The sequence below is a fragment of the Paraglaciecola sp. G1-13 genome (assembly GCF_055809255.1).
This window is the reverse complement of record NZ_CM147903.1, coordinates 3852796-3878105: the sequence shown is the minus strand read 5'-3', so window position 1 is coordinate 3878105 and position 25310 is coordinate 3852796. Positions and strand designations below refer to the sequence as shown.

Genomic DNA, 25310 nt, shown 5'->3' with positions numbered 1-25310 from the left:
CATATGTTGAACTTTTCATTCCGCCTCTGGTGCATATCGCTCTTGCTGACTTTGCTCCCGACTTCGGCGGCGCTAAGCGCGCAGATCGCTATTATCATTGATGACGTTGGCAACAACAGTCATCGAGATGCAGCAGCCTTGGGGTTGCCCATTAACGTTGCTATTTCGATTTTGCCTCACAAGCATCTAAGCCAAAAATACGCCCTGATGGCGCACGAGCAGCACCGAGAATTCCTACTGCACATGCCGATGGAGTCGATGGCGGGTACCAAGCAAGAGTCAAACGTGTTGTTGGCTAGTATGAGTGATAAGCGGATTGTGCAAACCTTAAATGATGCGTTTGCCAGTGTGCCCAATGCACTGGGATTGAATAATCATATGGGGAGTCGTTTAACACAGTTAGAAACCCCGATGCGCACCACCATGAGCTACTTACATAGTCACGGCCTCATTTTTGTCGACAGTCGCACAACGGCATTGACCCGAGCAGAAGCTATTGCTAAGCAAACGAAGGTACCTGCACTGCGGCGACATGTATTCTTGGATAACGACTTATCCGAAGCAAAAATAGAGCGCCAGTTTAATATATTGGTCAAAAGAGCGCGTAAATACGGGCGCTCTCTGGCGATTGGTCACCCTCATATGCAGACGATTGCCTACCTGAAAAAAAGGCTACCAACGTTAGCCCAAGACGATGTACAGTTAATTCCCCTCAGTGCTATGTTGACTCCTCAAGTGGATAACGCTAAACCGCTGCATATAGGTGATTAGCGCAGTAAATTTACACTGAACTTTTTTTTCGATTTATATTTAGGAGCCAAGCATGGCCGCTGCAAACCTACTCGCATTGATTGATGACATTGCTACCATTCTTGATGATGTAGCCGTGTTATCAAAAGTGGCTGCCAAGAAAACAGCCGGTGTGTTAGGCGACGACTTAGCCTTAAATGCCGAGCAAGTATCCGGAGTAAAAGCTGAACGTGAGCTTCCGGTTGTATGGGCTGTGGCGAAGGGCTCGTTCTTAAATAAGTTAATTTTGGTACCCTCAGCCTTACTGATAAGCGCGTTTCTTCCTTGGCTTATTGTTGTGTTGCTGGTGATTGGTGGTTTGTATTTATGTTTTGAAGGGTTCGAAAAAGTTGCTCACAAATGGCTGCACAGTGAAGAAGAACGGGAAGCAGAGCATCAGGCCCAATTAAATGCGATTGCCGATCCTAAAGTCGATTTGGTCGCTCTTGAGAAAGATAAGATTAAAGGGGCCATTCGAACAGATTTTATCCTATCCGCAGAAATTGTAGTGATCGTCTTAGGCACGGTACAAGACCAACCGCTCACAACGCAAATCGCAGTGGTCTCGGCACTTGCGATTGCTATAACGATTGGGGTTTACGGTTTGGTTGCAGGGATCGTAAAACTTGACGATGCGGGTTTGTACATGCTGAGAAAATCGGTCTCCGGCTCGTTTAATACAATTCAGCGTTTCATCGGCCGAAGCTTGCTAATTATTGCACCTATGTTGATGAAAAGCTTAGCTATTATTGGTACTGCAGCCATGTTTCTTGTTGGAGGGGGCATTGTGGTGCACAGCGTGCCTTTCATCCATCACATTGTTGGGGATATGTTGTATCCAGCTACTGAGAACGGCGGTGCGCTTGCAGGTATTTTACCTGTAGTAGCAGACGGCGTCGTGGGAATTATTGCTGGTGGTTTAGTGTTACTGGTGGTCACGCTAGCAAGCAAGGTCATCAATGCTGTTCGTGGCAAATAATCCTTTGTAAATTTTGCTACTCTGTTGTGCTATTTACTTAAGTATTAGGAGAGAATGTTAGCAGGGTTTCTTGTGATATCTTAACGTCACATCTCGCATAATCACTATTGGTAGGCGTCGCGACCCGCCATTGTAAATGACCAAATTATCGGAATCCTTTTTGCTTTATTCACGTTTTCAATTGTGACGAAAAGAAGGATCATCCCATGCCATACGATTCACATAAAGACCTCCCCGAAAGTGTACAAAATGTGTTGCCCCCTCATGCCCAAGATATTTATCTCGCTGCTTTCAATAATGCCTGGGACGAATACAAAGACCCAGATGATAGACGTGGCAAGCAAGGTCGTGAAGAAGTCTCCCATAAGGTGGCTTGGTCAGCTGTGAAGCAGTCTTTTCACAAAAATGATGATGGCATGTGGGTCAAAAGCAGCTAGGCCATACATAATCAGGAAATGCGCTCGCTGCTGATAAATTTATGTCAGCGTAATACATTTGTCGTGGTGATGGTGTTTCATTGGTATCTCTGATGATTTGTCACATTAGTATGATATATCCTATAGTTCTCAATCGACGCACTATATAAAAACAGGTCATACATGAAAAAAACCAATCAATTTTTACTCGCCTGCGTTGCCAGTACTTTACTGGCAACCAATGCATTTGCCGACATCCGCACTACTAACCCTGAGAAAGTCGGTATGTCAGAAGCGCGTTTAGAACGTATCGAGCCCGTGATGCAAGCGTTTGTGGACGAGCAAAAGCTTGCCGGCACACTCACCTTGGTCGCGCGAAAAGGCAAAGTGGTTCACCTTGAAGGTGTGGGCTTTAGGGATCGTGAGGCTAAAACGCCTATGACAGAAGACACGATTTTTCGTATTTACTCCATGACAAAACCTATTACCGCTGTTGCCGCATTGACCTTGTGGGAGCAAGGTAAATTTCAGATGAACGATCCGGTCAGTAAGTACTTACCAGAGTTGGCAAACCTGAAGGTGTTCGCTGGAATGGATGGTGAGAATATGATCCTTGAATATACCAACAAGGTGATGACCATCAAGCAGCTGTTCACCCATTCTGCTGGTTTCAGCTATGGCTTTAGTCAAAGCCCAGTGGACAAGTTATACCAACAGTCGGCACTTTTTTCCGGTGAAACAAAGCGTGAAGACCTGCTGAAAGAGGTCGCAAAGTTACCGCTTAATCATCAACCCGGAACGAAGTGGAATTACAGCATAGGTACCGACATTATAGGTGTATTAGTGGAACGCTTGTCGGGGCAAACCTTGGGAGAATACTTCGAACAGCATATCTTCAAACCGCTCAAAATGAGTGACACGGGGTTTTATGTGCCGAAAAGTAAGCAAGATCGCTTAGCACAAATTTATGTCATCAATCAGCAAGGTCAAACCGTTCCTATGGAGAATGAACCCCTAGGTGATTACTTGTCTGCCCCTGAAATCGAATCAGGTGGCGGTGGTTTAGTGTCAACCATCGCAGATTACTATACATTCACTCAAATGCTGTTAAATGGCGGGGAATACAAAGGAAAGCGTATTCTGGGTCGTAAAACCGTAGCGTACATGCGCACTAACCACTTACCAGCGAGTCTGATCCCGTTTGAACCCTCTTCGACAGGTGAAGGTTATGGACTTGCTATGTCTGTTACGGTTGACGAACAGGGCGCAAATACGATGGGTTCTAAAGGCGACTATGGTTGGGCTGGTGCGGCTTCAACTTACTTTAGAATTGATCCAAAAGAGCAAATGATCGTCATCGCTATGACCCAATTAATGCCCTCGAGTTTCTTCTCGTACAATAAGGACTTCAAAAATATGGCTTATCAGGCGCTGGTTGATTAGTGCATTGCTAAGCTGAGAGTCACATTATGCAAACTTGTAAGCCACTGTTTTTTCCAGTGGCTTTTTTGTATCACTCGGTGAGTGACTTTTTCGTTGCACTGTCCCATTTTTACGTTGATCACACACTACAAATGATCCAGTAGTACGTTAAAAAATTTGTGACTAATATATTGATAAAGCTCAATTTTGCCCGCATGACTACAGGTATGGTGCGTTTGTAGGCGTGGGTGCAAACATTTTATGGGTATGTGTTTATCCATTTTAATTGGGCGTAATTATTGCAAACCTCGTATGTTAAGAATGCAAATACCCTGAATAAGCAACGAAAGGCGGCAACATGAAAAACGAAATGGACAGTAAATTTATTCTATCAATATTCGAAAAGATCCGTGAAAACGGAGAAAAGAAAGGAGATGGCTACTTTCTGGGTGGCGTCACCGCATTTAGTGACTACGATGGCTACACCATCTTTATGGAAGATCAGCAAGTGAAGCTGCGCTTCGGTTTTCATAACCAGTATCACTTTGATTATGAAAAAGAAGAGCACATGCAGCAATTCGAGAAAAAATTAAACGCCATAGCCAATGATTATTAAGCGATAGCGCATACTGGTGCTTGTTAAGCTAACCACTTGATGAGCTCAGCCCTCAACTCAGTTAACACGATTGGCTTAGTCAAATAAGCATTCATGCCAGCAGCTAAGCAGGCTTCTTTATCTCCCTTCATGGCATTGGCGGTCAATGCGATGATAGGCAACGTTGATGCGTAATTACTATGCTGACTTTTGCGAATGGTACGGCTCGCCTCGTAGCCGTCCATGATGGGCATTTGGCAATCCATCAATATCGCATCAAATTTCGCTTCTGATTCTTGCAAAGTATGAATTGCTTCTTGGCCATTCTCAGCCACCTGTACGCTGCAGTGCAGCTTTTTAAGCATCTCAATAACCACTTGTTGATTAATAAAGTTATCTTCTACCAATAAAATATGTGGCGCTTGGCGATATTTGTTGAGTAGTTTGGTCTCGGGTAGGGCGGTAATGAGCTTGGTGTTATCGCCGTTTTCCAATGCTCCAGTAAACGCTCCTTTGAGTGTCTCTGGCTTAACCGGTTTCGCTATATAACTAACAGGGTCAGCTAGTTGGCTTGACGTACCTTTCTCAAGCCAGTCGTGGGGCGTCATCAATATGATGTGTAACTTGGCAAAGAGGTCGTTGCTGCGGATCGCTTTGGTGAGTTCAATTCCATTAATGCCAGCCAAATTACTATCAATTAATGCGACGTCTATTTTCGTCGTTTTTAAATGCGACTGTCTGAGTGCTTTTAGCGCACTTGATGCACTCTCAGCGTGTTGTACCACCATGTTATTTGATGTGAGCCATTTACCTAAAACTGTGCTTAACGTGGGGTTGTCGTCTACCAATAAGACCTGCAGCGGCGCTTCGCGCTCAGGAAACAACGGACTAAATTGTATTTGGTTTTCGTTCAACGCTTCAGGCGCTATGGTAAACCAAAAAGTAGAGCCTTGTTGCCACTGACTAGATACGCCGACTGTGCCACCTAAAAGTTCACTCAGTTGTTTGCTGATGGCCAACCCGAGCCCTGTGCCACCGAAGTGGCGTGTGGTTGATGAATCAACCTGCATAAATTTAGAGAACAACGCTTTTTGATTATCTTCGTGAATGCCAATCCCAGTATCTTGCACGAAGAATTTAAGTTGATTATCCCCCTCTAGTGCAACCCGCATAATGACTTCACCGTGATGAGTAAACTTGATGGCATTACCTAATAGGTTGTTCAAAATTTGCCGTATACGACCGGGATCGCTTGTTATCCATTGGGGCACATCCATCTGTAAATCGAACACGAGCTCAAGCCCTTTTTGTTGGGCGCGACTAGCAAATGTATCAATAATATTGCCCAACAAAAGATGTAGATCAAAGTAGATAGACTCAATACTTAATTTGCCTGCCTCGATTTTAGAAAAATCTAGGATATCGTTGATCAGTAACAATAAAGATTCACTACTACTGTGCACTAATTCAGCAAAATGACGCTGTTTGTCGGTTAATTCAGTGGCTAGTAATAAGTCGTTCATGCCAACGATCCCATTGATAGGAGTACGTATTTCATGGCTCATGTTAGCCAAAAATTCGCTTTTCGCGCGGCTCGCTTCTTTGGCTTGCTCTTCGGCTTTTTTCATTTCGGTGATATCTTGAAAAGCGCCTCTCAATACAACAGGTCGACCGTTTTGATATTCTGCATAGCCAACAGCTCGGACCCAAATATGTTTACCTTTGGCCGTAATAAAAGGAACCTGCAGATCCCACTTTTTGCCGGCAGCTATGGAGCTATCAATGGCTTTTTGCACTAATGGGCGAACATCCTCAGGATAAAACTTCATCGCGCTGGAGAGGTCTACATCTGAACCGACCGGTAATTCATGAATCCGGTAAACTTGGTCTGACCAAGTGACTTCATCGGTCTCGAGATTTAATGCCCAACCTCCCAGATTAGCCATTTCGCCTGTGGTTTCTAGTAAATCTTGTTGGTGGCGGCGCTCTTTTTCAAATTGCTTAATTTGGCTGATATCTCGGCCAACGAGTAAGTAGCGTTCTACCTGATTATCGGGTGACATGACCCCGGTAACCGTGACCTCCATAGGAACTTGAACATTGTTTTTGGTTACGAATGTCCACTGATTTTCATCCACTTGCCCTTGAGAGGCTAGATAGAAGAAGGCGTCGAGTGATGAACCTTGTCGCTGGGTGCTGACTTGCATGAAATCAATCAGCTCATTTTGCATCATAAACTGCTGAATATTGCCGCTTTGTTTTAGTTCTGCTTTGGTATAGCCCAATGCTTTTTCTACAGTTTGATTGCAGGTCAGTATTTTGCCTTGCGCATCACATGAAATCATTAACAGGTGAGCACTATCAAGTATGGCTTTTTGAATCTTATTGGCTTTAAGCAGAGCTAACTCTGCATTTTTCTGCTCGGTGATATCACTTTGGATGGCAATGAAACCGTTAAACTTGCCGCCTAGGTACATAGGGTGACTATTGATTTTCAACCAAATATGCTCGCCGTCTTTGCGATAGTTGAGAATTTCCACATTGAATCGTTCTCGTTTTTCAACGGCTCTGCGCATAATAGCTATTTTGTCAGGGTTGCTTTGTGAACCTTGCAGCACGTGGCCAGGGTTTTTACCTAAGATTTCCTCAAGGTAATAACCTGTGATACGAGTGAAGCCCGGGTTGACCCATTTTATTTTGACGTTCTCGTCCGTGATGATGACAGCGTTGTCAGTTTCTCGTAAAACTTTAATAAACAGTTCGTTGCTTTGCAGCCCATTTTCCAACCATTGCTGGTGTTGCTTCTGTGCACCAATGTCGTAATTCACTCCGATAATCTTCGCCACATTGCCCGTTGGGCTGCGCAATGGCCTAGCAAAGGCGCGCATATGCCGAGTTTCGCCACAGGGAGTAACAATACGAAAGGCAATATCAAGTTTAGCAATCTTCGTTAAAGAATGATTTAAGGCACTCAGCGCTTCTTCTTTATCGTCAGGGTGAAGCAAATCACTCCACTGACTTAATTCACCACTAACGACCTTGGGGTTGCAACCATATAGCGTATACATTTGCTCGTCCCATATGAGTTTTTGCTCATCAAGGTTGAACTCCCAAATGCCAATTTGCGCCACGGTAGTGGCTACGTTAATGCGGTGAATGATGTCGTAAATTTCATTGCCCGAAGGAGGGCGAACATTGTCTGGGTCAATTGTGACGACGTATGAGGAGTCATCATCAAGCCAATCAACAGATTTAACACTGGCTTGTGCTATGAGGTATTCGCCGCTTGCAAGTGTGCATTTGAATATGCCCTCAAGCAGCTTGTTGCCCTTGGCTTCTGAGTAGAACAGATTATTATTCAATGCATGATCATTGCTAGAGTAAAAATTCTCCAATAACCGCTCGACCGGTATATTAATTAACGATTTGCTGTCTAGCCCAAACAACTCGCAAGCAGCTTCATTCGCAAACAATACAATTTGATCTTTGGTTATGTGCAGTGTCGCGCTACTTACGGCTTCTAATCCACAGTAGTACGCGTCTAGCAGGTTTAGTCGTGGCATATATGTTCCGAATAATTAAGATTCTACCGTTTTGTTCGAGCTTGGACGTATTTCTTAACGGTACAGGCAAGCGCCAAAAAAAATCCATTTCAATATATATAGAGTAAAGTAAATGAAAATATATACCCAGTTAAATAGGCGCTGTTTAACGTTGGTGTACGAAATTTGGACTATATGGAGTATTTTAAACACGAAACGGTCACTAGCAATCAGTCTTTAGTCGATTACAATAGCCGACACTTTTGATCCACCGGAGCCGACCTTGAGTCCGTCTTTCGTTCAAGCCCCCACGTTTACGCTTGCATTTTTTCATCCTCGGTTTTGGCTAACCTGGGTGGGGATCGTTTTATTGTATGCAATATCTTGGTTACCCTATCGTCTACAAACCTATGTTGGCAAAGGGCTAGGAAAGCTGTTGTTGGTATTTGCAAAGAAACGCGTAAACATTGCTAAACGAAATTTAGCATTGTGTTTTCCAGATTACACACCGGCGGCACGTCAAAAAATACTTGATGCCAATCTTGATAACGCAGGCATGGCGATCCTTGAGGCCAGCATGGGGTGGTGGTGGCCGACTTGGCGTATCGAAAAAATGAGTGAGTTTGAGGGATACGAACATATCGACGCTATCTTGGCTAAAGGTAAAGGCGTGTTGGCGTATGCGATCCATAATATGAACTTAGAGTTTGCCGTGCGTGTGGCAGGGCTTCGAAACCCCTCTGTGGCTTTTTATCGCAGACACAACAACCCGCTAATGGAGTACATGCAATACCACGGCAGAAACCGCTCAAACAAATATATGATACACAAGCGAGATGTACGCGGGCTCATTCAAGCGTTGAACGAGGGGGAAGTGTGCTTTTACCTACCTGACCAAGATTACGGCCGCACTAAATGTGAATTTGCCCCCTTTTTTGCGGTAGAACACACCGCCACCACAACCGGCTCTTTGTTATTTGCAAAAGAAGCGAATTGTGAGACCGTATTTCTTGCGCCGATTAAAACGGCCAGCGGTTACAAAATTAAAGTGGTCCCAGGGCTGGAGAATTTTCCCTCTGGTGACGATAAAGAAGATGTAGCGCGAATGAATAAAATGGTTGAATCACTCGTTTTAGAAGCGCCCGAGCAATATTTGTGGATGCACAAACGGTTTAAGACGCGTCCCAACAAGAGCGACCCGTCGCTTTATGACTAATATCCCGCTGGGTGCGTTGCGGTTTAATTTCAGCGTACATTTAATCAAGTGCAGTTTTGATAAGTAGGCAATGTGAGTAACAAGGTTTCCATGAAATACAATCCCAGTGAATCTCAGTCATTTGTATGGTGGCGCCACGCGTTATTAGCGCTGGCGCTCATATTAATTGCTGTGTTTGTGATTGTGCTGCAACAAATAAATGTGAATGCGCCCATTCCTGAAGGAGGAGAAGGCCCTAAATCCGTGTCGCAAAACATGACTGATTTTTACGCTGAGTACCGCTTGTCGTCTCGCCACCCCAGAGAAGAGAACATCGGCGATTTCGTGAATGTGGTGAATATATCCGATACGCCCCTGGCTGAACGTTTGAAAAGAATGGAAAGCCTGCAAAAGCCATTACCTGCGAACTGGGTTGGGGAATACAAACATCGTTCTTTTAAAGCCGGCAGTACCCTGCGAGACAGCATCATTACTTATGCGCAATCAGAAGGGATGCAAGTGATTTGGGAGCTTAACCGGGATTTTATTATCAAACACCCCTTTCAAATTGATAACTCAATTGTAGGTAGCCTAGACGAGATCGGCCGGGCGATTGATAGCAATTTTGACGGAACCGTCAAAACCTATGTGTGCCCAAAGCAGCGCTCTTTGGTGATTACCGCCGTCAACAGCAAGTATCTGCAACAGAACTGCAAAGTCGTAAGTTAATATCTCAAACCTATGTTTGTTTCACAAAGACCTGCTGCCAAATTCGATTCACACCATCGCGTAAATCACTAAACTCGCTGGCATCTGGTGCTTGGTCAGCTTGTTGAAGTACTAACCTGTGATTAGTATTACGGTAGGTTAAATAGGCATCATTGAGTAGCTGGGTGTCTTCAACGCTTAATAACCCACTTGATTGCAGTTGTTGCAAAATTCTTACGTTGTCTGGCCATTTGGTCAGCCCAGGAAATTCACAGGCATAAGCCAACACATAATATTGCACGATAAATTCAATGTCGGCGATCCCGCCGAAATCCTGCTTTAAATCAAATCCTGACTTAGTTGATGAGCCCAAATGCTTGCGCATTTTCTCACGCATACTAGCAACGCTCTCTCGCAGTGGTCCAAGGTCACGTTTTTGGGCGAGTATTTGATGGCGCACCACCGAAAATTCTTGGGCAAGGCTAGGGCTGCCCACAATAAAGCGAGCGCGAGTAAGCGCTTGGTGCTCCCACGTCCATGCTGTTTGAGTTTGGTATTCGCTAAACCCATCGATATGGCAAACCAGCAATCCTGCATTACCAGAGGGGCGCAATCGCATATCAACTTCATACAACTGACCCGACGCGGTCTTAGTGTTGAATAAGTGTAAGATCCGTTGTGCAAGTTTAAGATAAAACAACCCAGATTCTATGGCTTTCGGGCCGTTGGTTGGCGCTCTGCTGGTGCAATTATGCAGAAAAACCAGATCGAGATCAGAACCATATCCCAGCTCATACCCCCCTAACTTACCGTAACCAATAACAGCAAAGCCGCGACTGAGCATATCGTGTTGCTCGTTGGGCAGATCTGCGTAATCGGGTTCACCGTATTTTTCGGTCATTTGTTGCCATGCCAAATTAACCACTTGCCTGACAATACTTTGGGCTAGGTAGGTAAGGTGGTCACTCACCTTCATCACAGGTAGTGCCCCTGTAATATCGGCGGCGGCAATTTTCAGCTGCTGGCACAGTTTAAATTGGCGCAAGGCTTCCATTTGCTGTTCAAGGTCTGTTTCATCAATGCGCAACATGGCCAATCTAAGTTCAGCGCTATATTCGGTCAGCTGCGTCGGGTTAACCAACTGAGCAGGATTAAGCAATTCATCCAGAAGCAGCGGAAAGCGGCTGATCTGCTCAGTTACCCACGGGCTAGCAGAACATAAGCTCACCAATTGCTTTAACGCCCCTTGGTTTTCAAACAGCAAATCTAAGTAGGCTGTGCGCCCATAAATAGCGCGAAAAACCTGTAAGCAACGATTTAGGCTATGACTTGCTGCGTCTGGTGCTTGTTGCAAAATAATCAGCAACAACTGAGGTATCAGTTTGTTTAAAATGTTTTCGCCGCGCTGACCAATGCGACTCGCACTTAAGTTATTACCAAAAGCCACAAGTGATGAATTAAACAGTTCAGCTTGCTCGGGGGAGAGCCATGCACTGAGTATTTCCAATTGTTCTTCAGGTGCTAATGGTAATAACCATAAGTCTTCTAGGGGGGAAAGGATGTCATCGTCTTTGACAAGTTCAGGGGCGGCATCTTCACCAATTAACAGTAGGAATTGTTCATGAATAAGGTGTGTATGTTCCCTTAGCTGCTCCGTAAAGTGTGAATAATCTTTTAGCCCGAGTATGGTGATTAAGCGCAATTCATCGATATCGTTGTCGGGAAGGACTTGGGTTTGCTTGTCGTCAAATTGCTGTAAACAGTGCTCTACCTTGCGCAGCCATAAATAGCTATTTTTCAATGCACTGGCGTCGTCCTCAGGTAATATATCCATATCAATCAGGACCTGCAGATTATGCAGCAACCCTTGTTCTTGCAGCGCAGGCTCACGACCGCCACGAATAAGCTGCAAACTTTGCACAACAAATTCGGCTTCACGAATACCGCCTTGGCCAAGCTTAATGTTGTTACTAAGCTGACGTCTGCGTACTTCTTTTTTAATCATCGCTTTCATCTTGCGAAGCGAATCTAGCGCACTGTAATCCAAGTAACGGCGATAGATAAACGGCCTCAGTATGTTGGCAATTTCTGGGTAGTAAGTGGCGTCAGGGTTGAGTATTCGGCCTTTCACCATGGCGTAGCGTTCCCACTCGCGACCTTGTTCTTGGTAGTAGTCCTCCATAGCGGCAAAATGCATCACCAGAGGGCCACTTTCGCCAAAAGGACGCAGGCGCATATCGACCCGATACACTTGGCCATCTACGGTGATTTGATGCAATGCTGTGATCAGTTTTTGCGCTAGTTTAGTAAAAAACTGCTGGTGCTCAATAGACTTGCGCCCACCTTGGGTCACGCCTTGTTCTGGATAGGTGAAAATCAAATCGATGTCTGATGAAAAGTTAAGTTCACGGCCACCGAGTTTACCCATGCCGATGATGTACATAGGTTGCTCGCCCAAATTCCCCATGGGCAAACCAAAGCGTTTAGATAAGTCATTTTTCAGCCATAAGCTGGCGTGTACGATAAGCGCTTGAGATAATGCAGACACGCGTTTAAGTGATTCTTCAATCGTTTGGGTGTTGGTCACGTCGGCCCATGTGATAAGCGCCATATGTAAATGGCGAAACAAGCGCAACGTTTTATGTAGCTGATCTTCAGTGGTAACGTGTTCTAACGCAGCATCCAGTAAAGCGGGGTAATCTGGTTGCTGGTTATTGTCTTCGAGTAATGAAAGTAGCTCTCCCACGAAGCGCGGGTGCTGAATACATTGACGCGCCACGAAGTCGCTCAAACCGAACACTCGACATAGTTGCGCTTTATGCACTTGCCATTGGGCCTCAAATAAATCGTGCTCTGACAGCGCCTGCCAATGGCGCTCCCCTATAACTAACAGTGCTTGAGGGAAAGGGGACATTTGTTGAAGGTTTTGCATACAGAAGGCCTATTTGGGGAGTCGTAATGACGACATTACTTTTCGGCTAATATAAACGCTAACACTCAGTCTTATCAACGGTCGCGAGTGGCGCAGTGTCAGTCTCAAACGGGCTAACCAGCCTACCACTGACTAACTGTACTTTTTTCGCTTTCGTGAGTTTTTTTACCCACAGTTCCATTTTTAATGCATCAGAGTGATCAACTAACTCAACGGCGTAAATCATCTTCAATGGGCCTTTACCTCGCAAGGCTTTTGCGCACAGCGGGCCGCTACTATTATGCTGAGCAAAACGCTTGCTCAAGTCCTTACAAATGCCAGTGTAATAATGCTGATATTTGTTTTCAATGATGTACAGAAACCAAGGTTGCACGTCGCGTATGACATCCTGAATATGAAAACGGTAAAGTTTCACATATAAACGCCAACCATAAAACAAAAAAACAAATCGTGTCGCCCAAAGTCCAAAGTCCAAAGTCCAAAGTCCAAAGTCCAAGGCGCAGGGCAATGTAAATTAACGTAAAGTCTCACGCGATGGCTGTGAATTTAACCTCGCCTTAACCCATGGCTGATTACCCTTCGCGCATTCGATGACGTCAATACGGTTAAATCATGTACCTCTACAAGCCTATGGCGATGCTATTAATCGCCGTTACCTGCGGGTTGGCCGCGTGCAGTAGTCAACCTAGCTACAAAGCCAAAGATACTGAGCAACTGCTTAAACAGCACGAGCAGTGGCAATACACTCAGCAAAATGCACAGCAGGTTACTTATCTAACCGATCTGGTTAGCATTGACGAGCTTAAGCCGATTATTGCCCAAGCATTGGCGAATAACCCATCTTATAACCAAATGCGGGTGGCCTTGAAATTGGCTTATGCACAACGTCAAGTCACGGCGGCGAACCAATGGTTTAATGTGAATGCAGATGTTAACGCTCAGCGCAGCGAAGAAGAAGGTACGCAATATTCATCATCGTTAGGTGTGAGCTGGGAAGCCGACGTGTGGCAAAAAAATGCTGACAGCGTCTCGGCTCAAGACATGACTATTGCAAGTACTCAAGCGGATTATCAAGGTGCGCGCGATACGCTGGTGGCCAGTGTCATACGCACTTATCTGAACATCATTTTACGCCAAGACCTACTCGATATTGAACAGCAGCGCTTAGTGATGCTCGAAAACAACGAGCAAAGCATAATCGAGCGTTATCAACTTGGGTTAGGTGATTTAGAAGCGCTTGATACGGCGCGCACCAGCACGGCTTCAACGAGGGCAACCATCGCTGATTACGTTGAGCAAATTGCTCAGTCGAAACGCGCTATCGAAGTGCTATTGGGGGTTGATACGTTGAACGATCTCTTCGTCTCATCAGCAATGCCTAATGTGCTGCAACCCTTGGCTAACCTCCCCGTACAGGATTTGTCTCGTCGTCCTGATCTACAAAGTGCGTTTTATCAAATTGAAGCAAAGCGATATTTGGTGGAGGTATCTTATAAAGCGCTATTACCGTCAGTTACTTTATCGGCATCACTGAGCGATTTAGCCAATACACCCAGCGAAGCCTTACTGAAGAGTCCGTTGTGGACGTTATTGGGTAATTTAAGCGCACCGTTATTTCAAGGGGGCGCACTTCGTGCTCAAATTGATATTGCAAAACTCAATGCCGAACAGGCATTTTGGAACTATCAAGACACACTATTAACGGCCGTTAACGAAGTAGAAAATGCCTTAGGGCAAGAGCAATCCCTTAAGACCCAGCAAGCGCAAATAAACAGTGCATTGCAAAGCGCCCAGCGCAGCTTCAGTAACTATCAAAGCAAATACCAGCAAGGTTTAGTCAACATTTTAGACTTACTCACAGTGCAACAAACTGTGTATGACCTGCAAGCTCAACTAGCACAACTTAATTACACCCTACAAACCAATCGCATTGATTTAGGCCTCGCACTGGGCCTTGGAGTATCTTCATGAAAATTTCGCCAACCCCAATCCTGGTCACTGTTGTTGCAGTCGTGTGTATTGGTTTAGCTATTATGTATAACGGCTACAAAATGGCCGAGAGCGCTAATGCGCCGCGCCCAGCAGAGACGAAGGTTAGCGCACCAAACGTATCCGTGGTGCTCGCCACCCCCGGTCATTATCAGGCCTATGTCACCGGGCACGGTGAAGCTCAAGCTCACTGGGCACTCACGCTAAAAGCGCAGGTGCAAGGCGAAGTGATTGACATGAGTTCACAGTTCGCCACAGGCAATATCGTCGAAAAAGGCACCGTGTTAGCTACGCTTGACAGCACCCAATACGCCCAAGCGCTGGCTAGTGCGAAAGCCACACTGGCAGAGGCGGAACTTGCTTTACAGGAAGAAAAAGATTTAGGGACACAAGCCAAACGTGAATGGCAGCGTTCAGGTGTTACCCAAGCGCCAAGTTCACCCTTGGTATATCGCACGTTACAACTAGAGGCAGCCCAGGCCAATGCTGATAACGCTTTATTTGCATTAAAAACGGCCCAGCGAGATGAAAGAAATACGCGTATATCAGCCGCCTTTGACGGCGTTATTTTAAGCCGAGATATCGATTTAGGCAGCTACGTAAATATTGGCGATACCATCGCCACACTTAACAGCACGGATAAAGTGGAAATAGCCGTGCCTTTATCTTTAACCCAGTGGCAAAATTTAGGCGGTGAATTGGCTGCGCCTGTCACTTTGCAAGATGTGACCACGGGCACACGTTGGATAGGCTATATTGCCCGTTTCGAACAGCATTTAGATGCTAACTCCCGTCAGCGCAACGTGATCGTGGCCCTAGACAAGCCCTTTGAACAGGCGACCCCCTTGCTGCCTGGAACGTTTTTATCAGCTGAAATTACAGGTAAAAAACTGAGTAACGTGTTGAAGTTGCCTGCTTCTGCGGTCTCTCAAAATGGACAAGTCTGGTTTGTAAATGAGCAAAATATTTTAGTTAATGTGGTGGCTGATAAAGTTTTCGAGCGGGGTGAATACGTCTACATCAAGCCTATTGATGGCGTTAGCGAAGCCAAGGTGGTGACTCGCCCGTTGGTAAGCTATCTAGCCGGCATGCAGGTCACGCCTTTGGTTGAGCCTTCAGCGGCGGTAGAACGCAAGCCTTCAGCGGTGAACAAGGAGCAGACGTTATGAGTCAGCATCAATCGCCTTTGTCATCGGGTTATAACAATCCGTTGCACGGCATTATCGCTTGGTTTGCTAATAACTCAGTGGCGGCTAACTTGTTATTGGTCAGTGTGATTGTGATGGGGGTTATGTCTCTTTCAACTTTACGCAAAGAGGCTTTTCCCAGTCTTGAACCAGACAAAATATCAGTCTCTGTGAAGTACGACAGCGGTGATGCATTGCAGGCCGAAGAAGGCATAGCGCTAAAAATAGAAGAGGCGCTGGAAACCGTGCCGGGTATTAAGCGCATTACCTCAACCTCTGACGCCACAGGTAGTCACGTGAGTATCGAGAAGAAAACTGATTATTCGCTCGATGAATTACTCACAGACGTTAAAAACCAGGTGGATGCCATCAATAACTTCCCTGCAGATGCAGAGCAGCCGGTCATCGATAAATCCAGACGCCAAGATCACGCCTTAACGATACAGTTATATGGCGATAGAGACCGCCATACTTTGCAAACCCTAGGGGAACTACTTAAAGCGGATTTACTCGCTCAGTCCGGCATCAGCGATGTTGAACAAAAGGGTGTGCTAGACCCCATGATGTCAGTGGAGATAAACGAAGGGAAATTGCAGGCGTATGGCCTAACCATCAGTGACATTAGTGATGTGATCAATCAAGAATCTTCAAGCCCGTTGTCAACGAGCTTGCGTGACAGTAGCAAAATTATTCGCTTGAAAGCCGCTAATCAGGCTTATTGGCAAAGCGACTTTGCCAATATTGTATTGTTAACCACACCAAGCGGCGCGCAAATAAAAATGGGTGACGTCGCTAAGGTGACGGATACCTTTGCTGAAGACGCAAACTCACTAGGGCGATACAACCAACAAAACGCTGTGGCCATTGAAATATTAATGGACGACAACAGCGATATTACCGCCATTGTTGAGCAAGCGCACAGCGTGATCGACAATTGGCACGAGCGCGGGTTATTGCCACAAAACGTTGAACTCACTAGTTGGTACGACAAAAGCACCATGATCACCGAGCGCCTGTCGCTGCTGACCAAAAATGCGGTTACAGGCATCATAATGGTATTCGTTATTTTGGCCATATTTTTGAACGTACGAGTGGCACTTTGGGTAGCAGGTGGCTTGCCGTTTGTATTTTTCGGCACCTTGTATTTTATGACTGACACCTACGCTGGGCTGACCATCAATGAAATGACCACCTTTGGCTTCATTATGGCATTAGGCATAGTGGTCGACGATGCTGTTGTGGTTGGTGAGAGTGTGTACAGCACGCGCAGGCAGCACGGCGACAGTCTCAACAACACCATTTTAGGCACAATGAAAGTAGCCGTACCGACCATATTTGGTGTGCTCACCACGGTAGCTGCCTTCATGGCGTTATCGAATGTGTCAGGGCCGTTAGGGCAAATTTACGCTCAGTTTGCCACCGTGGTGACGATCTGTTTGCTGCTTTCAGTGGTCGAGTCGAAACTCATCTTGCCTTCGCACTTAGCTCACATTGATACCCAGCGCCAAGTAAAAGCAGGCCTCAGTGGTTTGTGGTCTAAAGTGCAGCACGGTGCTGATTACGGTTTAAATTGGTTTAGTGACAATATTTATCGCAAGGTCATCGAGTATTCATTGCGTTTTCGCTATGCCGTGGTGGCAGGGTTTATTGCCTTTTTGATTTTGGTGATTGGCATGCCGATGACAGGGGTTGTTAAAGTCGGCTTCTTTCCAAGTATTCCTGGGGACACAGTCAGCGCCGATTTAGTCATGCAAAATGATGCAGCGTTTGGTCAAACCAACACTAATTTGTTTATGCTTGAACAAACGGCGCTACAAGCCGAGAAAAACCTGATGGCTAAACTTGATAGCCAAGAAAGCGAAATCACTAGCTTGCAGGTCGTTAGCAGCGGTGATACCAGTGGTAGTGTAACGGTTGAATTGATCAGTGGCGGCGCATTTAGCGCCAGTGAGTTCGCCAAAGAGTGGCAGCGTTTATCTGGCACTCCGCAGGGCAGCAAAAAGCTGCAAATTCTAGCCACCCGCAAGATGGTTGATAACTTTAAGGTTGAGCTCAAAGCGTGGGATGACGAGACCGTTATGGCGGCAGGTGCATTATTCAAAGAGCGCCTTGAAAACACCCCAGGGGTGAATGGCATTGACGATAACTTCAATCCCGGTCAGCCACAGTTAAAGTTCACTCTGAATGCGCAAGGCCGCGCACTAGGCATGGACACCGCCAGCTTGTCTCAGCAGGTATTGCAAGCCTTCGGTGGTGCGATAGTACAGCGTTACCAACGTGATAAAGATGAAGTGAAGGTGAGGGTGCGTTACCCAGAGAATGCTCGTCAAACCCCAGCCGACATCATGCAGTCGCGCATTCGTTTACCGGATGGCACTGTTGTGCCCTTAGTGAATGTCGCCACCATAAGCAGTGAATATCAGCAGGACGAAATTACCCGCATCGACGGTTTACGGGCTATTTATTTAAGCGCCCAAGTGGACAAGAATGTCATCGCATCGAATGTGTTAGTGGATAACTTACGCCGTGATTTAGTACCGGAATTAACAGCTCAATTCCCAAACTTAAACGTGTATTTTGCCGGTGAAGCAGAGCAGCAAAGCGAAACTACAAGTTCCATGAGTACTATGTTCATTGCGGCATTGTTGGTCATTTATGTGCTTTTGGCGATACCGCTCAAATCGTATATTCAACCCATGCTGATCATGGTGGCGATCCCTTTTGGTATTGTAGGGGCGATACTCGGTCATTGGTGGAATGACTTAACCATTAGCATATTGTCACTAAACGGTATTCTTGCCTTGAGCGGGGTGGTGGTGAACGACAGCTTGCTGCTGGTCTCGCGCTTTAACGAATTGGTTAAAGAAGAAGGCTTAAGCGTGCATGATGCAATTGTAGCGTCTTGCACTAGCCGTTTACGAGCCGTGCTACTCACCTCGGTGACGACCTACGCCGGTTTGGTGCCTTTGTTGGGGGAAACATCCATGCAGGCGCAATTTTTGATTCCGGCCGCGGCTTCGCTCGGTTACGGGATTTTGTTTGCCACTGTCATTACCCTTATCTTGATCCCTGGTTTGCTGATGATTCAAATAGACGCTAAGCGAGGCATCATTAACCTACTGACCTTATTAGGGCTTAGGGCCAAACCCGATACTGAATCAGCATCTACCCCCGCACATTCCTAATCCGATTCGAGTGGACACCCCTAGGTCGCAGCAAGCTGCGCGCCTAGGGGCTTGTTTTCTGTTAGGTCTTAAATTCTACGGCTTCTTTACAACCGATTTAAAATAAACCATATTGTGGGCACACTACATTCAGTTTGAAGACATATGCTAGAACAACTTGGTTTTGCCCAAAAACAACGACTTGCTTACATCGATTTTTGTTTACTTTTTAAAGGCGCGATATATCGCCAAGATCTCATAAGCCGATTCGAAGTGGGTTTGTCAGCAGGTTCTCGGGATTTCAATATTTATAAAGAACTTGCCCCTAAGAATATGCGCTACCACAGTATTGAAAAACGCTATGTGCAAACCGAACAGTTTCAGCCGGTATTTGAACATGACGCCACGCGAACGTTAGTGAAAATGGCTAACAACATATCCGATGGGTTTGATGGAATAGGGGATGTGCACTACCCAGTAGAGTCGCCATCAAACCTCAATGTACCCAATATCTTTATTGTTGCGCGTTTGGTGCAAGCCATTTTGAACAAAAAAGCAGTCAGTGTGATTTATACCTCACTTTCAAGTGGCTCAGGTGCCAGAGAGTTAGTACCACACTCTATTGTCGATAATGGCCTGCGCTGGCATGTACGCGCCTTTGATCGTAAAAGCCAAAGTTTTCGAGACTTTGTGTTAACCCGTATCAGTAAAGTAACGATAAAAGAAGCCGGTAAAGAGGACGAGCAGGCATTGGCTGACCAAGAATGGCAGCGCCTCATTCCGCTGCAACTTGTGCCTCACCCCAAGAACGTTAAATATGCCACGGCGATTGAAATGGATTACGGCATGGAAAACAGCCAACTATTGATCAATGTACGGGCCGCAATGGCCGGGTATCTGCTTAGGCGCTGGAACGTTGATTGCACTGAGCGTGGTGTACTTGAAGGCGCAGAATATCAGTTGTGGTTACAGAATCGTTTTACCTTAAACAAAGTCGATAATTTGGCCATCGCGCCAGGATATTTGAACTAAATGACACCTAACAGACTCTTCAGTGTACAAGTGTTCGCTGAAACACTACTATTGTTTGGTCATTTAACGCTTGAGGTTTTTGCATGCAACAACAGGTGCCACCCACAATTCATCTAAAGCCGTACACAATAGTGGAGGAGTGGCTAAATGCGCTCAGCCATGGCATAGGATGTATCGCGTCTATCGTTGGCTTGGTGTTCTTATTATCTCGCGCCGCTGATACCTTGGCGCAAGTGGCTGCGTTAATTTATGGGGCATCGATGATAGCGATGTTTCTCTCTTCTACTTTGTATCACGCATTTTCAAACCCCAAAGCGAAGTCCGTGTTAAAAGTGATTGATCACAGTGCTATTTACTTATTGATTGCAGGCACCTATACACCCTTTATGTTGCTTGCTGTTGGTGGCTGGGTGGGGGTTATTGGTATCTCGCTCATATGGGCCTTAGCCGCTATTGGTGTTGGCTTTAAGTGTTTAGCCGCAGGGCGATTTCCAAAAATATCTGTCGCAACCTATTTATTAATGGGCTGGTTAGCAGTCTTCTTTATTTACCCTTTGTATATGTCGCTGCCCACTGAAGGGCTTTGGCTACTGATTGCGGGCGGCCTTTGTTATAGCATTGGGGTGATATTTTACGTGGCGAAGAAAATTCGTTATACCCATCCGATATGGCATGTGTTTGTGACGGCTGGGTGTATTTGCCACTTTTTCTCGATTTATTATTACGTGGTGTAGCAACCGTGTTTAACAACCGTGTGCTGACTGTATTGGCAGGCACACTTTTCATACCAGGCGCATAACTTTCTAAGCCTTTATCTGTATAGGCGTTGCTAAGTCTTACCCTGATAGCTTAAGCTTAGATGATATTTGCTAGTGCGATTTGCCCAACGGACCCAGCGCTTTTATGTACGAAAATTATTACGGATTAAATTCAAAGCCTTTTCAGCTCACGCCTGACCCTAGCTTCTTTTTTGCTAGTAAATGGCATAAGCGAGCTATGTCATATCTACAGTACGGTTTGTCACAAGCTGAAGGGTTTATCGTTATCACAGGTGACATTGGCACAGGTAAAACCACTATTGCCAATAGCTTACTGGATGCCATGGAAGCCGGCATCGTAGCAGCGCAAATTGTGACGCCCAAATTGACCCCTGACGAACTAGTGAAAATGGTCGCCAGTAAGTTTGAAATCCCCGTTAAAGGCAGCACTAAATCCGACATTTTAGGGGACTTAGAACTCTTCCTTACCCAGTTGCACCAACAAGGAAAACGCGCCTTATTGCTGGTGGACGAAGCGCAAAACTTGCCCTTAGAAACCATCGAAGAATTACGCATGTTGTCGAATTATCAAAAGAACGGTAAGCCGCTGCTGCAAAGTTTCTTATTGGGCCAAGAAGAATTACAACCCATATTGCGCGCGCCGAATATGGAGCAGTTTCGTCAGCGTATTGTGGCCTCTTGTCATTTATCCCCGTTAACAGAAGACGAGTGCCAAGCCTATATAGAGTATCGATTGCATCACGCTGGCTATAGCGGCAAAACGTTATTCTCAAGCGATGCCTACAGCAAAATCTTTGTGTTCACCCGTGGGGTGCCTCGTAAAATTAATACCCTGATGGACCGCATCCTACTGTATGGATTCCTTGAAGAGCTCGAAACGTTTGACGAAGATGCCGTAGAAGCGGTAGTGAAAGAAGTCGCCGATGAAATGTTTCTACCAGAGAACAAGGTGCCAGAAGAACAAGCCCCAGAGCAGGCGCCAAGTGATGGCCAGCCCGCTGCGGCACCATCAACATCCGCCTCAGGCGAAACCAGACCTGATGTGCTAAAAGATGTGACGTATTACAAGACCATGCTCACTGAATTAACTGATGCATTAGATGACGCCATTAGTCACAAGATCAAATTGACCCGTTACATAGATAAACTGCTAAAAAAGAAATACAGAACTTATGTGCGTTTAAAGTCTGACGATTAATGGCAACTCCGTTTCGTATGGTAAATGCCAGCTAAAACAGCCATTGCTTAGTCCGTTTTAGAACTATTCATCACGTTAAGTTGTTAATATTTCGTAAAAAAAGATGAAATTGAACTAAAAGGGTATTATATTATCCAATATACATAGATTGATATATTTTCGGTTTGACGGTTTGTTTTTTTACCATAACGCCGATAAATATATTATGAGCAGATAATGCAGAGGATAATAGAATGAAGCACGGTATGTACGATAGAAAGTCAGAGCATGACGAATCGGGTGTATATCAGGCATTAAAAGATCGCCGTAAAGCTTATTACCATGGAAAATATAACCGCGAGGTTTTTTCAGTCGTGTTGTTAGTCGCCTGTGTTGGTATGTTTTTATTGCGCTCTGGGGCGTAAACGTTTTTATATCATCCTAAACGTTTCGCCTCTGGTTTTAACCGGCTGACTTAAAGCTCGGTAGCTCTCCTTTTTAGATAATCTCTTTTACACAAAGCCCTCTTTTAAACGCGCATTTGCCATTTAACGAGCACTTGCCGTCAATAATCCCATTTTCTTCAGCTACTAGGTCAGGCTCTTTGCCAATATAACCTCCATACGTTTCGTTGCTCGTTCATGTATTTAACTTCTTTTAAACCTAAACCTAGACCTAACCCCAAACCTAAACTTGGCCTCTAGCCCCAGTATTTTCCCTGATTACATTTCGCCTAAACGCGACTTTATAAACTCAGCCAATTTATCGCTTGCTTGCCAATAGCGTTGTGCTTGATTGAACAGCGCAATACGAATTTTGCCTAAATCGGGGAGAATTTCATGGCGAATAATATTCAACTCTTTCGGCACACTACTTCGCGCGAGCGCGGTTATGCCCAAACCTTGGTTTATCGCAGCGGTAATACCGGCTAAATCTGCGTTAGTGTAGGTAATACGCCACTGAGTAGTTTGCTGTTTTAGCGCTTGAATAACGCGACTTCGATACATGCAGCCATCAGGCGCGAGCACCAAACTCAAGGTGTTATTGGTAAAGTTTTGGTTTCGATTGCCAACCCACACCAAGTCATCATCCAGCAGTAATTCGCCATCAACCGTTTGGTTATGAGGCAACAATGCCATGATCAAATCAAAGTCTTGGCGCTGATTTTCACTGAGTAACGACTTGCTTAACGCTGAAGTCACCTCTAACGACACATCTGGGTATAATTTACTGAATTCACCCACAATGCTGGGAAGTAGTGTGGTCGCAAACTCGCTTGGTATCCCCAAACGCAGTCGTCCGCGAATCGATGCGGGTTCAAATTGGCGGAATATTTCATCGTTAATCGCCAACATGTTCTTCGCTTGATGGTACAAATTCAGCCCGTCATGATTCACTTCGTGGCGCTGCCCCGCTTTACTGAACAAGCGTTTATTAAGCTGTGATTCCAAACGCTTTATTTGCAGGCTAATGGCGGGTTGCGAGCGCCCAAGGTACTCACCGGCTTTGGCGTAACCGCCTAAATCAATCACGGTCACAAAAGTGCGTAAGTTATCCAACGAAAGTTGTTTCATTATTCACCACATAGATTAGCTAACCTGATGAAACTAATTGTATAGATAAGGAATGTTAATGTAAGCATTAATATTTTCAATTTGTTGTGACCAAACCAGCTACCTATACTGGCAATCACGTTAATCAAAAAGATAAGTCACATGCCAAATAAAACGGTTTTGCACAGTAAGCACTTGGAATCAGGCGCTAAGATGGTTGATTTTCACGGCTGGGAAATGCCGATCAACTACGGCTCACAAATAGAAGAGCATCACGCTGTGCGCCGCACTGCCGGTATGTTTGACGTATCTCACATGACCATTGTTGATGTGGTTGGCGAGCAAGCTCAAGACTACCTTCGTCACTTATTAGCTAACGACGTAGCGAAATTGAAAGAGCGTGGCAAGGCCCTTTACAGCGGTATGCTTAACGAAGAAGGCGGCGTGGTAGATGACTTGATTGTGTATCACTTTGAAACCACCAACTACCGCTTAGTCGTTAACTCAGCCACGCGCCAAAAAGACATGGATTGGTTGAACGCGCAAGCAGAAGGCTTTGACGTCACTATTACCGAACGCCCAGAGTTCGCCATGATCGCCGTACAAGGCCCCCAAGCCAAAGAGAAAGCCGCAACCTTGTTTTCATCAGCTCAAAATGAAGCCGTTGCAGGCATGAAGCCGTTTTTTGGTGTGCAGGCTGAAGATTTGTTCATTGCGACCACAGGTTACACAGGCGAAGCAGGTTACGAAATAATGGTGCCTAACGAGCAAGCCGCTGACTTTTGGCAAAAGCTATTAGATGCAGGCGTTGCTCCTTGTGGTTTAGGCGCGCGCGATACCCTGCGCTTAGAAGCAGGCATGAACCTTTATGGCCAAGATATGGATGAAACCATTTCACCCCTTGCAGCCAACATGGGCTGGACCATCACATGGGAGCCAGCAGAGCGTAACTTTGTCGGCCGTAAAGCCTTAGAAGCACAAAAAGCCGCCGGTACCGACAAACTAGTGGGCTTAGTGCTCACTGAAAAAGGCGTACTTCGTCACGGCCAAGCCGTACAAGTGGAAGGCGGCGAGGGCATTATCACCTCAGGTACGTTCTCACCCACATTAGGGCACAGTATTGCCATGGCGCGTGTACCTGCTTCAGTAGGTGATACCGCACAGGTGGAAATGCGCAAAAAGTGGGTTACAGTAAATGTGGTTAAACCCAGCTTTGTGCGAAATGGCAAAAGCGTTTTATAAGAAATCAACTGGTGCGGCAGTACTTTGTTGCTGCCGAGCTTGAGCTAACGACTTCAATATTTAGGAACAACTATGAGCAATATCCCTTCAGATCTACGTTATGCCACTACTCACGAATGGGTTCGCCCTGAAGGCGACGGTACGTTTACTGTCGGTATCAGCGAGCATGCCCAAGAGCTTTTGGGCGATATGGTATTTGTTGAATTACCTGACGTTGGCGCGACCGTCAGTGCGGGCGACGACATCGCTGTTGCGGAATCAGTAAAAGCGGCATCAGACGTTTACGCGCCAATTGGCGGCGAAATTGTTGGCGTAAATGAAGACCTAGAAGACAGCCCAGAGCTAGTTAACTCTGACCCATACGGCGACGGTTGGTTGTTCCGCATCAAAGCAGACGATGCAGACGAAGTTGAAGGCCTGCTTGACGCTGAAGGTTACGAAAACAGCATCGAAGAAGAATAAGTATTCGTTAATACAAAGAGCAACCTAGTGTTGCTCTTTGTTGTTTTAACGACGGTTGTTTTTCATGTTTCTAAGCAGAGTTAGTGCCTTGCCAACGGCAACATAGGCTAACACTGCCCCTTGTATCACCAAATATATTACTTAAAT

The 25310-nt window shown here is 45.7% G+C and carries 20 protein-coding genes; 16 read left to right on the top strand and 4 right to left on the bottom strand.

Annotation, left to right across the window (positions count from 1 at the left end; genetic code table 11):
• The first annotated feature begins 3 nt into the window (after positions 1–3).
• The 5 genes from AC0L6N_RS16420 to AC0L6N_RS16400 all read left to right on the top strand — a co-directional run bounded on the left by AC0L6N_RS16420 (position 4) and on the right by AC0L6N_RS16400 (position 4222).
• Positions 4–771: a divergent polysaccharide deacetylase family protein gene (locus tag AC0L6N_RS16420; protein WP_473476034.1), complete on the top strand. Its 768-nt coding sequence runs from the start codon at positions 4–6 to the stop codon at positions 769–771.
• A gap of 52 nt (positions 772–823) precedes the next feature.
• Positions 824–1768 (top strand): DUF808 domain-containing protein, encoded by a 945-nt coding sequence (locus AC0L6N_RS16415; protein WP_473476032.1) that lies wholly within the window; start codon positions 824–826, stop codon positions 1766–1768.
• Between the two features lie 206 nt (positions 1769–1974).
• Positions 1975–2205 (top strand): ChaB family protein, encoded by a 231-nt coding sequence (locus AC0L6N_RS16410; RefSeq protein ID WP_473476030.1) that lies wholly within the window; start codon positions 1975–1977, stop codon positions 2203–2205.
• A gap of 162 nt (positions 2206–2367) precedes the next feature.
• Positions 2368–3627: a serine hydrolase domain-containing protein gene (locus tag AC0L6N_RS16405; RefSeq protein ID WP_473476028.1), complete on the top strand. Its 1260-nt coding sequence runs from the start codon at positions 2368–2370 to the stop codon at positions 3625–3627.
• Between the two features lie 337 nt (positions 3628–3964).
• Positions 3965–4222: a DUF3081 domain-containing protein gene (locus AC0L6N_RS16400; protein WP_011576332.1), complete on the top strand. Its 258-nt coding sequence runs from the start codon at positions 3965–3967 to the stop codon at positions 4220–4222.
• A 23-nt stretch (positions 4223–4245) separates the two neighbouring features.
• Here the strand turns inward: AC0L6N_RS16400 and AC0L6N_RS16395 are convergent, their stop codons facing one another.
• Entirely contained in the window at positions 4246–7764 is a 3519-nt protein-coding gene (locus tag AC0L6N_RS16395) for a PAS domain-containing hybrid sensor histidine kinase/response regulator (protein WP_473476027.1), read from the bottom strand.
• Between the two features lie 262 nt (positions 7765–8026).
• On the opposite strand from AC0L6N_RS16395, the gene lpxL reads away from it, so the two are divergent.
• Positions 8027–8959: an LpxL/LpxP family Kdo(2)-lipid IV(A) lauroyl/palmitoleoyl acyltransferase gene (lpxL, locus tag AC0L6N_RS16390; RefSeq protein WP_473476026.1), complete on the top strand. Its 933-nt coding sequence runs from the start codon at positions 8027–8029 to the stop codon at positions 8957–8959.
• Positions 8960–9049: 90 nt separating this feature from the next.
• A complete protein-coding gene (locus AC0L6N_RS16385) occupies positions 9050–9667 on the top strand; it encodes a TcpQ domain-containing protein (RefSeq protein WP_011576329.1) in 618 nt (205 codons plus the stop codon).
• 10 nt (positions 9668–9677) lie between these two features.
• Here AC0L6N_RS16385 and glnE read toward each other — a convergent pair whose 3' ends face one another.
• Complete coding sequence (glnE, locus tag AC0L6N_RS16380; RefSeq protein ID WP_473476023.1) at positions 9678–12578, bottom strand: bifunctional [glutamate--ammonia ligase]-adenylyl-L-tyrosine phosphorylase/[glutamate--ammonia-ligase] adenylyltransferase; 2901 nt, start codon at positions 12576–12578, stop codon at positions 9678–9680.
• Between the two features lie 58 nt (positions 12579–12636).
• Complete coding sequence (locus AC0L6N_RS16375) at positions 12637–12951, bottom strand: GIY-YIG nuclease family protein (protein WP_473481363.1); 315 nt, start codon at positions 12949–12951, stop codon at positions 12637–12639.
• A gap of 239 nt (positions 12952–13190) precedes the next feature.
• Here AC0L6N_RS16375 and AC0L6N_RS16370 point away from each other — a divergent pair, with 239 nt between their 5' ends.
• From AC0L6N_RS16370 to AC0L6N_RS16340, 7 genes are all read left to right on the top strand, one after another.
• Entirely contained in the window at positions 13191–14549 is a 1359-nt protein-coding gene (locus AC0L6N_RS16370; protein WP_473476022.1) for a TolC family protein, read from the top strand.
• Entirely contained in the window at positions 14546–15736 is a 1191-nt protein-coding gene (locus AC0L6N_RS16365) for an efflux RND transporter periplasmic adaptor subunit (protein WP_473476021.1), read from the top strand. The genes AC0L6N_RS16370 and AC0L6N_RS16365 overlap by 4 nt, the downstream gene beginning before the upstream one ends.
• On the top strand, positions 15733–18939 hold the full coding sequence (locus AC0L6N_RS16360) for an efflux RND transporter permease subunit (RefSeq protein WP_473476020.1): 3207 nt from the start codon (positions 15733–15735) through the stop codon (positions 18937–18939). Before AC0L6N_RS16365 ends, AC0L6N_RS16360 begins: the two co-directional genes overlap by 4 nt.
• A 144-nt stretch (positions 18940–19083) precedes the next feature.
• Positions 19084–19950: a WYL domain-containing protein gene (locus AC0L6N_RS16355; RefSeq protein WP_011576323.1), complete on the top strand. Its 867-nt coding sequence runs from the start codon at positions 19084–19086 to the stop codon at positions 19948–19950.
• A gap of 83 nt (positions 19951–20033) precedes the next feature.
• Complete coding sequence (gene trhA, locus AC0L6N_RS16350) at positions 20034–20684, top strand: PAQR family membrane homeostasis protein TrhA (protein ID WP_473476019.1); 651 nt, start codon at positions 20034–20036, stop codon at positions 20682–20684.
• 169 nt (positions 20685–20853) lie between these two features.
• Positions 20854–21927, top strand: coding sequence for an XrtA/PEP-CTERM system-associated ATPase (locus AC0L6N_RS16345; protein ID WP_011576321.1), 1074 nt, complete (start codon positions 20854–20856; stop codon positions 21925–21927).
• Between the two features lie 233 nt (positions 21928–22160).
• The gene (locus tag AC0L6N_RS16340; RefSeq protein WP_198136251.1) at positions 22161–22331 is read left to right on the top strand and encodes a hypothetical protein; all 171 of its coding nucleotides are present in this window, start codon (positions 22161–22163) and stop codon (positions 22329–22331) included.
• Positions 22332–22628: 297 nt separating this feature from the next.
• Here the strand turns inward: AC0L6N_RS16340 and AC0L6N_RS16335 are convergent, their stop codons facing one another.
• On the bottom strand, positions 22629–23480 hold the full coding sequence (locus tag AC0L6N_RS16335; protein WP_473476018.1) for a LysR substrate-binding domain-containing protein: 852 nt from the start codon (positions 23478–23480) through the stop codon (positions 22629–22631).
• 141 nt (positions 23481–23621) lie between these two features.
• Here AC0L6N_RS16335 and gcvT point away from each other — a divergent pair, with 141 nt between their 5' ends.
• On the top strand, positions 23622–24701 hold the full coding sequence (gene gcvT, locus AC0L6N_RS16330; protein ID WP_011576319.1) for a glycine cleavage system aminomethyltransferase GcvT: 1080 nt from the start codon (positions 23622–23624) through the stop codon (positions 24699–24701).
• Positions 24702–24773: 72 nt separating this feature from the next.
• Positions 24774–25163, top strand: coding sequence for a glycine cleavage system protein GcvH (gene gcvH, locus AC0L6N_RS16325; protein ID WP_011576318.1), 390 nt, complete (start codon positions 24774–24776; stop codon positions 25161–25163).
• The last annotated feature ends 147 nt before the right edge of the window (positions 25164–25310 follow it).